Raw genomic sequence first — 10229 nt, forward strand, 5'->3', positions numbered from 1 at the left:
CCGCGCGCCGCGCCCGCCAGCCCGCACGCGCGCGCGGCCCCCGCGGCCCGCGCCCCGCCCCCCCCCCAACCCCAGGGTGTCCTGCGGGCCTTACGCGAGGCTCGCGATCGCCTGGTTGAAGGTCGCGGACGGCCGCATGACCGCCGCGGCCTTGGCGGCGTCGGGCTGGTAGTACCCGCCGATGTCGGCCGGGTTGCCCTGGACGGCGATGAGCTCGCCGACGATGGTCTCCTCCTGCTCGCCCAGCGTCTTGGCGAGCGCCTCGAACGCACCGGCGAGCGCGGCGTCGTCGGTCTGCTTGGCCAGCTCCTGCGCCCAGTACAGGGCGAGGTAGAAGTGGCTGCCGCGGTTGTCGATGCCGCCCAGCTTGCGGCTCGGCGACTTGTCCTCGTTGAGGAAGGTGCCGGTCGCGCGGTCCAGGGTGTCGGCCAGCACCTGGGCGCGGGCGTTGCCGGTGGTGGTCGCGAGGTGCTCGAAGGAGACGGCCAGCGCGAGGAACTCACCGAGGGAGTCCCAGCGCAGGTAGTCCTCCTTGACCAGCTGCTGGACGTGCTTCGGGGCGGAGCCGCCGGCGCCGGTCTCGAAGAGGCCGCCGCCGTTCATCAGCGGGACGACCGACAGCATCTTGGCGCTGGTGCCCAGCTCCAGGATGGGGAAGAGGTCGGTCAGGTAGTCGCGCAGCACGTTGCCGGTCACCGAGATGGTGTCCTCGCCGCGGCGGATGCGCTCCAGGGAGTACGCGGTGGCCTTGACCGGGGACAGGATCTCGATGGTGAGACCGTCGGTGTCGTGGTCGGCGAGGTACGTCTTGACCTTGGCGATCAGCTGCGCGTCGTGCGCGCGGTCCTCGTCGAGCCAGAATACGGCCGGGACGCCGGTGGCGCGGGCGCGGGTGACGGCGAGCTTGACCCAGTCCTGGATCGGCGCGTCCTTGGTCTGGCAGGCGCGGAAGATGTCGCCCTGCGCGACCTGCTGCTCCAGGACGGTGTTGCCCGCGGCGTCGACGACGCGGACGGTGCCCGCGGCGGCGATCTCGAAGGTCTTGTCGTGGCTGCCGTACTCCTCGGCCTTCTGCGCCATGAGGCCGACGTTCGGCACCGAGCCCATGGTGGACGGGTCGAAGGCGCCGTGGGCGCGGCAGTCGTCGATGACGACCTGGTAGACGCCCGCGTAGCTGCTGTCCGGGAGGACCGCGAGGGTGTCGGCCTCGTTGCCGTCCGGGCCCCACATGTGGCCGGAGGTGCGGATCATGGCCGGCATGGAGGCGTCGACGATGACGTCGGACGGGACGTGCAGGTTGGTGATGCCCTTGTCCGAGTCGACCATCGCGAGGGCCGGGCCCTCGGCGATCTCGGCGTCGAAGGAGGCCTTGATCGCGTCGGCGTCGGGCAGCGCGCCCAGGCCGTTCAGGATGGTGCCGAGGCCGTCGTTCGGGGACAGGCCGGCGGCGGCCAGGGTCTCGCCGTAACGGGCGAAGGTCTTCGGGAAGAAGGCGCGGACCACGTGGCCGAAGACGATCGGGTCGGAGACCTTCATCATCGTGGCCTTGAGGTGCACGGAGAACAGGACGCCCTCGGCCTTGGCACGCTCGATCTGGTCGTTCAGGAAGGTGCGCAGCGCGTCGACGTGCAGCACGGACGCGTCCACGACCTCGCCGGCGAGGACCGGTACGGACTCGCGCAGGACGGTGGTGGCGCCGTCGGCGGCGACGTGCTCGATGCGGAGCGTGCCGGCCTCGGTGATCACGGCGGACTTCTCGGTCGAGCGGAAGTCGTTCGCACCCATGGTCGCGACGTTCGTCTTCGACTCGGGGGTCCAGGCACCCATGCGGTGCGGGTGGGCCTTGGCGTAGTTCTTGACCGAGGCGGGGGCGCGGCGGTCGGAGTTGCCCTCGCGCAGGACCGGGTTGACGGCGCTGCCCTTGACCTTGTCGTAGCGGGCGCGGACCTCGCGCTCCTCGTCGGTCTTCGGGTCGTCCGGGTAGTCCGGGAGCGCGTAGCCCTGGCCCTGGAGCTCGGCGACCGCGGCCTTCAGCTGCGGGATCGAGGCCGAGATGTTGGGCAGCTTGATGATGTTCGCTTCCGGCGTCTTCGCCAGCTCGCCGAGCTCGGCGAGGGCGTCGGCGATCCGCTGCCCCTCCTCGAGGTGCTCGGGGAAGCTGGCGATGATCCGACCGGCCAGGGAGATGTCACGGGTCTCGACATTCACACCGGCCGTCGACGCGTAGGCCTGGATCACAGGCAGGAAGGAATACGTCGCGAGGGCCGGGGCCTCGTCAGTGTGCGTGTAGATGATGGTCGAGTCAGTCACCGGATGCTCCGCTCCACAGTCTGCGTCTCTCGTCTGCAACATTGCTCGACATCAAGATATCTCGTGATCGGGCCGCTCTGGACAGCCCCCTGCCCGAGTCCCGGGGAGACGCGCGTCACCCCCGGGCCGGAGCGGCCCCGCGCGGCCCCGCACGGACCGCCGCGGCCGCCGCAGAACGGCGTGAGCGCCGCCACCGGCTGTTTCCCAGCCGGGGACGGCGCTCAGGCGTTCAGGCGTACGGACCTGCTCAGGCGTGGACGGCCTTCGGGTTCGGGCCGTACTCGTTCGGCTGCGGCTGGCCCTCGGTCGCCATGAGGACGAGGAGCCAAATGCCGCCGATCAGCGGGACGAGGGCGATCAGCAGCCACCAGCCGGACTTGCCGGTGTCGTGGAGGCGGCGGACGCCGACGGCCAGGCCCGGGAGGAAGACGGCGAGCGCGTAGATCGCGTAGAGGAGCGGGTAGGTGCCGATCGCGTTGTCGAGGACGGCAACGATGATCAGGGCGATCAGGTTGAAGAGGGTGAACATCCAGTACTCCTGCCGGCGGGCGCGGCCGGAGAAGACGGTGTACTTCTTCAGAACGTCGGTGTAGTAGTTCACGGGTCCCCCCAGAGGACGGTTCTTCGGCCCGTCCTGCTGGAGCAAGCCGAGGCAGAACTTATGCCCCGCTTATGTGGCGGTCAAGCCAATTCACAAGACGCCAAAAGAGCCGCTTTTGCAGGGTTCAACGGGCAAAATCACCGACCTCGGCAGCCACTTGGAACCCACCGATCGTGCCAGGTCACACGGGGTGACGAAATGGGGGCGGCAGAAGCCGATTCGTGATGCCGGAGGGCCTCGTGAGTCGCTCCGCGTAGGCCCGCGCACCGCCCGGCCCCCGGCGGAGCACCCCCCTCCGAGTCCACATCGTTACGGCTCCGCGACATCCGCCACCGCTCGCACGGCCGTCCCGCGCCGGGCCGCGGGGCCGGGGCGGGACGCCGCGCACGCGGGCCGGTCAGCCGATGTGGAAGGAGTCCCCGTAGACCTTCCAGTCGAGGGGGGTGTTGAGGTTCAGGTTCCCCTTCTTGAGGAAGACCCGCTGCGCGGTGTCGACGCGGCTGGTGTCGCTGTGCGCCTCCTCCTGCTTCATCGCCCACACCCGGGCGTCGAGGAAGGCGTTCAGCCAGGTGGTCTCGTTGCCGCCCTGGGCCGGGGGCTTGGCCTTGGACAGGGCCCGCTTGCGGATGTTGCGGAAGCTCGTGGAGTCGCCGCCGTCGCCGTGCATGACGATGGCGTCGTAGTAGATGAACTGGCCGAGCGTGCCGACGCCGTCCGACTTGCCCTGTCCCACCGCGGGGTTGAAGTAGACGCGGTCCCGCTCGTGGTCCTGGGCCTTCCTGAACTCGGCGTCCTGGGCCGCCTTCGCCCAGTCCTTGGTGAAGTTCGGGTCGAGGCCGGCGTGCGAGTCGCTGCCGTCGACCTTGCGCAGGGCGGGCAGGTACTTGGCGAGCACGTTGCCGGGCTTGACCTGCGTGTAGTACTCGACGAGGTCGAGCATGTCGCCGGTGCCGGAACAGAAGCCGATGATGCCGGCCGTGTAGCCGCGGCCGTCGTCTATGTCCTCTATGTACTTGTACTGCGCCTTCCAGTCCAGCGAGGAGTTCTCCGCGCTGGAGACGATCTGCATGGCGATGTCCTTCTTCGCCGGATCGTCGAGCCCGGCGGCCGCGGCCGCCGCCACGGAGGCGGAACCGGAGGCGGGAACGGACGCGGGTGCGGGTGCGGGCGCCGCGGTCGTCGCGTGGGCGGTGACCGGTACGGCGAGCAGCGCGCTGCCGAGCAGCGCGCCGAGGGCCATCCTCTTGCGGTGGGGGGTGAACACAAGACCTCCATGAGGGAGTTGAGGCTTACCCGACTTGGTTAGGAAACTTTACTACCAGACTTCGGGACAGCTCAATACCCGTGCGGTCGGCGGGAGTTCACGCGTGGGTCAGATCCAGCCGTTGCGGCGGAAGCCCCGGTGGATGACGAAGCAGGCGAGGGCCATGACACCGACGACGATCGGGTAGCCGTACGTCCAGTGCAGCTCGGGCATGTTGTCGAAGTTCATGCCGTAGATGCCGCAGACCATGGTCGGCACGGCGACGATGGCCGCCCAGGCCGTGATCTTGCGCATGTCCTCGTTCTGCGCGACGGTCACCTGCGCGAGGTGCGCCTGGAGGATGGAGTCGAGCAGGGCGTCGTACGCGCCGATCTGGTCGGTGGCCCGGGTCAGGTGGTCGGCGACGTCCCGGAAGTACGCGCGGGCTTCCGCCGGGATCACCGGTATCGGTTGCGTGGCCAGGTGGTGCAGCGGCCGGCCCAGCGGGGCCACCGCCCGGCGCAGTTCGAGCAGTTCGCGCTTGAGCTGGTAGATCCGGCCGGCGTCGCCGCGTCCGCCGTACTCGCTGAACACCGCGGTCTCGACGGCGTCGATGTCGTTCTGCACCGCGTCCGTGACGGCCACGTAGTCGTCCACGACGTGGTCGGCGATCGCGTGCAGCACCGAGGCGGGCCCCTTGGCCAGTTGGTCCGGCGCGGCCTCCAGGCTCTCGCGGACCGGGCCGAGCGTGCCGCGGCCGCCGTGCCGGATGGTGATCACGAAGTCGTCGCCGGTGAAGGCCATCAGCTCGCCGGTCTCCACCACCTCGCTGGTGGCGGTGAGTTCCTCGTGCTCCACGTAGCGCACGGTCTTGAAGACGGAGAACAGTATGTCGTCGTACCGTTCGACCTTGGGGCGCTGGTGGGCGTTGACGGCGTCGTCGACGGCGAGGGGGTGCAGGCCGAACAGCTCGGCGAGCCCGGCGAGCTCCTCCCTCGACGGCTCGTGCAGGCCGATCCAGACGAACCCGTCGCCCGTCTTGCGCACCCGCCGCAGCGCCTCCTCCACCTCGGCGCAGCCGTCCTGCCGCGTGCCGTCCACGTAGACCACGCAGTTGACCACCGCGCTGCCGAGCGGGGAGCGGGCCGGGTGGCTGAGGTCGACGGCCCGCCGGTATCCACGGCGTACGGCCCGGCGCAGGTTGCTGAACATGGACAACGAGGTACTTCCCTTCGGCGGATCAGCGGCCAGTCTGCCACCGCCGCCGATCCGGCCGCGCACCGCGCGCGGCCGGTCAGACCCGGTCGATGAAGACGCTCGTCGACTTGACGCGGGCCACGGCCCGGGCGCCCACCTCCAGACCGAGCTCCTCCACCGCCTCCCGGGTCAGCAGCGACACGATGCGGTGCGGCCCGGCCTGGATCTCGACCTGGGCGTCGACGGTGCCGAGCTTCACGGCGGTGACGATGCCCGGGAAGGCGTTGCGCGCGGAGGTGTACGGGGCGTCCTCGCCTTCGGTGGCCTCCTGGGCGGCCTCCACGCAGAACGCGGCCAGGTCCGGCCCGTCCACCATGCGCCGCGTGCCCTCCCGGCGGGTGGGGAACCGCTCGGCGTCCGCCCAGCGCCGTGCCGTGTCGACGCTCACGCCGAGCAGCCGGGCGGCCTGGCCGATCGTGTAGGACTCCATGGCCGCAGCTTACGGGTGCCGGACCCGGTCCTGGCGCAAGGCCCCGGCCGCCGCGGCCGCGATCACCTCGGCGACCGCCGACAGCGCCGGGGAGTCGAGTTTCCACTGCTGCCAGTACAGCGGCACGTCCAGCGGCCGTCCCGGCACCAGCAGGACCAGTCCGCCGTCCCGCAGCAGGGGTTCGGCCTGCGGCTCGGGCACCAGTCCCCAGCCGAGCCCGGCCGCCACCGCGCCGCAGAACCCCTCCGAGGTGGGCACGTGGTGGCGCAGCGGGCCCGCCCCGGCGTCCTGATCGCCGGTCAGCGACCGTACGAACCCGTCCTGGAGGACGTCCCGCCGGTCGAACACGATCACCGGGGCCTCCCGCAGCCCCTGTTCGAGGCTCCCGGCCAGGTACCGCCCGGCGAACGCGGGACTCGCCACCGGCAGGTACCGCGCCTGACCGAGCCGGCGCACCGTGCACCCGGCCACCGGGTCCGGCGAGGAGGTGACCGCGGCCATCACCTGGCCCTCCCGCAGCAGCGCCGTCGTATGGGACTCGTCCTCGCGGTGCAGTTCGAAGAAGACGGGCGGGTCCTGCGGGACCCGGGTGAGCGCCGGCAGGAACCAGGTCGCGAGCGAGTCCGCGTTGACGGCGATCGGCAGCCGCACCGGTCCCCCCGACTCCTGCGCCATCCCGAGCTCGGCGCGCGCGTCGCGCTCCAGGCGGGCCAGCTGGCGGGCGAAGCGGACCACCACCTGTCCGGACTCGGTCGCCCGCACCGGTTTCGTCCGCATCAGCAGCACCCGCCCGGTCCGCTGCTCCAGCGCCTTGACCCGCTGGCTGACGGCGGACGGGGTCACGTGCAGGGCCGCGGCCGCCGCGTCGAAGGTGCCCTCGTCCACCACGGCGAGGAGGGTCCGTACCTGGTCCAGGGGAAGCTCGTCCATCACGAACGCTAAGGGTACGTAAAAATCTTTAGCTGTACTGAAACCATGCCGCTGCCTACGGTCGACGGCATGACACACGGCATCATCGCGGCGGCGCTCGCCGGCTTCGGCACCGGACTCTCCCTCATCGTCGCCATCGGCGCACAGAACGCCTTCGTCCTGCGGCAGGGGGTACGCCGGCACGCCGTCCTCGCCGTGGTCGCGATCTGCGCCGTCTCCGACGCGGTCCTCATCGCCCTCGGCGTCGCCGGGGTGGGGGCCTTCGTCACCGCCTGGCCGGCCGCGCTGACCGCGGTCGCCATCGCCGGCGGCACCTTCCTGATCTGCTACGGGTTCCTCGCGGCCCGCCGGGTGCTGCGGCCCACCCCCGGCGCGGCCCTGGACACCGCGGGGGACTCCGCCCGGTCCCGCCGCCGGGCCGTGCTGGCCTGCCTGGCCATGACCTGGCTCAACCCGCACGTCTACCTGGACACCGTGCTGCTGGTCGGCTCCCTCGCCGCCGACCGCGGCGACCTGCGCTGGGCCTTCGGTATCGGGGCCGCGACGGCCAGCCTGGTCTGGTTCGCCACCCTGGGCTACGGGGCCCGGCTGCTCCGCGGCGTCCTCGCGCGCCCCTCCGCCTGGCGGGTGCTGGACGGGCTCGTCGCGGCGACCATGGTCACGATGGGCGGGATGCTCCTGGCCCGGGCCTGACCGCCGAACGCGGCCGGCCCGCGCCGGGAGCGGATCCGCCGCGTACCGCCGCCCGACCCCAGGAGTCCGCAGTGCCCGACCGACCGGCAGACCGCCCGGCCGACGACCCGGCCCCGGGCCGGGGCCGCGCCCCGCACGCGGATCCGGCCGCCCATCCGCGCACCGGCCCGGCCGCCGACCCGCGCACCGGCCCGCACGTCGGCTCAGCCGGCCCGCCCGGCGGGCGCCCCTCCCCCGGCGGGGCCGGGCCCGCCGGCCGGCCGGCCCCGCTCGTCGTGGCCACCGGGATCGTGCTGGACTCCGCCGGGCGGGTCCTCGTCGTGACCCCCGCGTACGGGGCGCAGCCGCGGCTGCCCGGCGCCGAGGTCGACGCCGCCGAGGCCCCGGAGCAGGCGCTGGCCCGCGAGCTGCGGGCGGAGCTGGGCCTGACCGTCGCGGTCGGCCGCCTCCTCGCCGTGGACTCCCGCCGGCCCGGCGCCCTCGGCCGCTCCGCCATCGCCCACGTCCACCTCGTCGGGCCGCTCCCGCCCGGGCAGGCCGCCGCGCTCTCCTTCCCGGACGGCGGGGCCGCCTCGGCCCGGTGGCTGGAGCCGGAGGAGGCCCACGCGGCGCTGCCCGACCGGATCGCGCCCCGGCTGCGCGCCGGCCTGGCCGCCCTGTACGCAGGCTCCCTCGCGCACCTCGTCGACGGAGTGCCCCAGCCCGGCTCCCCCGCCGGCCTGGACCCGCAGCGGCGCACGGCCCTCGAACACACCGGGTCCTTCGACGCCGCGAGCCACCGGGCCGCCCGCCCGAAGGCGATCACCGCGGCGAGCGTGCTGTTCACCGACGCCGTCGGCCGGGTCCTGCTGGTGGAGCCCGCGTACGGCAGGCCCGGGCGCTGGAACCTGCCGGGCGGCGGGATCGACAGCGACCTCGGCGAGACCCCGCGCGCCGCCGCGCGCCGCGAGGTCCGCGAGGAACTCGGGCTCGACCTCGAACCGGGGCGGCTGCTGGGCGTCAACTGGGCCCACAAGCCCGGCTACCCGGCCCGCATCCGCTTCCTCTACGACGGCGGCGTCCTGGATTCCGCCGCCCTGGACCGGATCCGAGTGGCCCCCTTCGAGCTGGTCGGCTGGCGGGCGGTGCCCGCCGGGGAGCTGCGCGCCCTGGTCAAACCGTCCCTGCGCCGCCAGATCGAGGCCTGCCTGCGGGCGCGCGCCGAGGGCACGGGCCCCCTGGAGCTCCAGGCGGGCCGCCCGGCCGGCGCCACGCGGAAGCGGAAGCCGAAGCCGAAGAAGAGCGAGGAGGCAGCCGGAAAGGGAGTCGGCAAGGGGAAACGGTAGGAGAAACGGTCGCTGCACTGGTCCATCCGGACGGTGTCGTGGCGTGGCGCGCGGGCGACGGGGCCGGCTCACGCATCTTCGAACCAGACAGTCACCCGCGCACGCCCTCTCGCCAGCGAGAACGAGCGGAACCGATGGAGTGCCACCATGTCCGCAGAGCCGACCCGCCCCGGAACCAGCACCACTCCAGCCGTCCCCGGCGCCGCAGCGCCGCCCGATCCGCGCCGGTGGTGGATCCTCGCCGTCATCGGCCTCGCCCAGCTGATGGTCGTCCTCGACGCCACCATCGTGAACATCGCCCTGCCCTCCGCCCAGGCCGGCCTCGGGTTCTCCGACGACCAGCGGCAGTGGGTGGTGACGGCGTACGCGATCACCTTCGGCAGCCTGCTCCTGCTCGGCGGGCGGCTGGCCGACCTGTTCGGGCGGCGGCGGGCCTTCCTCGTCGGCCAGATCGGTTTCGCGGCGGCCTCCGCGCTGGGCGGCGCCGCGGCCACCTTCGGGGTCCTCGTCACGGCCCGTGCCCTGCAGGGCGTGTTCGCGGCGCTGCTGGCTCCGGCGGCGCTCTCGCTGCTGACCATCACGTTCTCCGCCCCCACGGAACGCGCCAAGGCCTTCGGCGTGTTCGGGGCGCTCGCCGCGTCGGGGGGCGCCGTGGGGCTGCTGCTCGGCGGGTTCCTGACCGAGCACCTGAGCTGGCGCTCGACCATGTACGTGAACCTGCTCTTCGCCGCCGTCGCCGTCACCGGCGCTGTGCTGCTGCTCAAGCGGCCCGCCCCCACCACCCCTCCCCGGCTGGACCTGCCGGGCACGGTGCTGGCGTCGTCCGGACTGTTCTGTCTGGTCTACGGGCTCGCCACGGCCGGTCCCCGCGGCTGGGAGTCGGCGCACACGCTGGGCTTCCTGGTCGCCTCCGGGCTGCTGCTCGCCGTGTTCGTCTGGTGGCAGCGGCGCAGCGCGCACCCGCTGCTGCCGCTGCGGATCGTGCTCGACCGGGTCCGGGGCACGGCCCTGGCGTCCGTGTTCATCACCGGGGTCGGCATGTTCGGGGTGTTCCTGTTCCTGACGTACTACCTCCAGCACGCCCGCGGCTACAGCCCGGCCCTGACCGGGCTGGCCTTCATGCCGATGTCCTGCTGCACCATGATCAGCGCGATCGGCAGCAACACGGGGCTGCTGGGCAGGATCGGCGGGCGTCCGCGCATCGTCACCGGGATGCTGCTGTCGGCGTGCGGCATGGCCTGGCTGTCGACCCTGACGGCGACCGGCGCGTACGTCGTCGACGTGCTGCCGGGCCAGGTGGCCACGGGGCTGGGCATGGGCCTGATCACGGCGGCCGCCATGAACCTCGGCACGGCCGGCATCGACCCGCGGGACGCGGGCGTGGGGGCCCCCCCACGCAAACCCCCCCAGCCACACCGCGCGGCGCGCAGACCGCCCCCC

Annotated in this window: 9 protein-coding genes; 3 read left to right on the forward strand and 6 right to left on the reverse strand. The window is 72.7% G+C overall.

Features of this window, described 5'->3' with window-relative positions; genetic code table 11:
- Nucleotides 1–90: 90 nt before the first annotated feature.
- The 6 genes from ACFXA3_RS22770 to ACFXA3_RS22795 form a co-directional block, all read right to left on the reverse strand.
- Entirely contained in the window at nucleotides 91–2310 is a 2220-nt protein-coding gene (locus tag ACFXA3_RS22770; protein ID WP_385189379.1) for an NADP-dependent isocitrate dehydrogenase, read from the reverse strand.
- A gap of 247 nt (nucleotides 2311–2557) precedes the next feature.
- Nucleotides 2558–2911 carry a DUF805 domain-containing protein gene (locus ACFXA3_RS22775; RefSeq protein ID WP_385189381.1) on the reverse strand — a complete coding sequence of 118 codons (354 nt, stop codon included), beginning with the start codon at nucleotides 2909–2911 and terminating at the stop codon, nucleotides 2558–2560.
- Nucleotides 2912–3308: 397 nt separating this feature from the next.
- Nucleotides 3309–4151: a chitosanase gene (locus ACFXA3_RS22780; protein WP_385189395.1), complete on the reverse strand. Its 843-nt coding sequence runs from the start codon at nucleotides 4149–4151 to the stop codon at nucleotides 3309–3311.
- Nucleotides 4152–4283: 132 nt separating this feature from the next.
- Entirely contained in the window at nucleotides 4284–5366 is a 1083-nt protein-coding gene (gene corA, locus ACFXA3_RS22785) for a magnesium/cobalt transporter CorA (RefSeq protein WP_385189384.1), read from the reverse strand.
- 82 nt (nucleotides 5367–5448) lie between these two features.
- Nucleotides 5449–5841 (reverse strand): molybdopterin-binding protein, encoded by a 393-nt coding sequence (locus ACFXA3_RS22790; RefSeq protein ID WP_385189386.1) that lies wholly within the window; start codon nucleotides 5839–5841, stop codon nucleotides 5449–5451.
- A 9-nt stretch (nucleotides 5842–5850) separates the two neighbouring features.
- Complete coding sequence (locus ACFXA3_RS22795) at nucleotides 5851–6771, reverse strand: LysR family transcriptional regulator ArgP (protein ID WP_385189397.1); 921 nt, start codon at nucleotides 6769–6771, stop codon at nucleotides 5851–5853.
- A 69-nt stretch (nucleotides 6772–6840) separates the two neighbouring features.
- Between ACFXA3_RS22795 and ACFXA3_RS22800 the strand changes: the two genes are divergently transcribed.
- From ACFXA3_RS22800 to ACFXA3_RS22810, 3 genes are all read left to right on the forward strand, one after another.
- Entirely contained in the window at nucleotides 6841–7464 is a 624-nt protein-coding gene (locus ACFXA3_RS22800; protein WP_385189388.1) for a LysE/ArgO family amino acid transporter, read from the forward strand.
- A gap of 71 nt (nucleotides 7465–7535) precedes the next feature.
- Nucleotides 7536–8789: an NUDIX domain-containing protein gene (locus ACFXA3_RS22805; protein ID WP_385189390.1), complete on the forward strand. Its 1254-nt coding sequence runs from the start codon at nucleotides 7536–7538 to the stop codon at nucleotides 8787–8789.
- 147 nt (nucleotides 8790–8936) lie between these two features.
- Nucleotides 8937–10229, forward strand: a 1293-nt coding sequence (locus ACFXA3_RS22810) for an MFS transporter (RefSeq protein ID WP_385189392.1), incomplete at its 3' end; no start/stop codon positions are given.

The organism is Streptomyces sp. NPDC059456 (assembly GCF_042750055.1).
GTDB lineage: Bacteria > Actinomycetota > Actinomycetes > Streptomycetales > Streptomycetaceae > Streptomyces.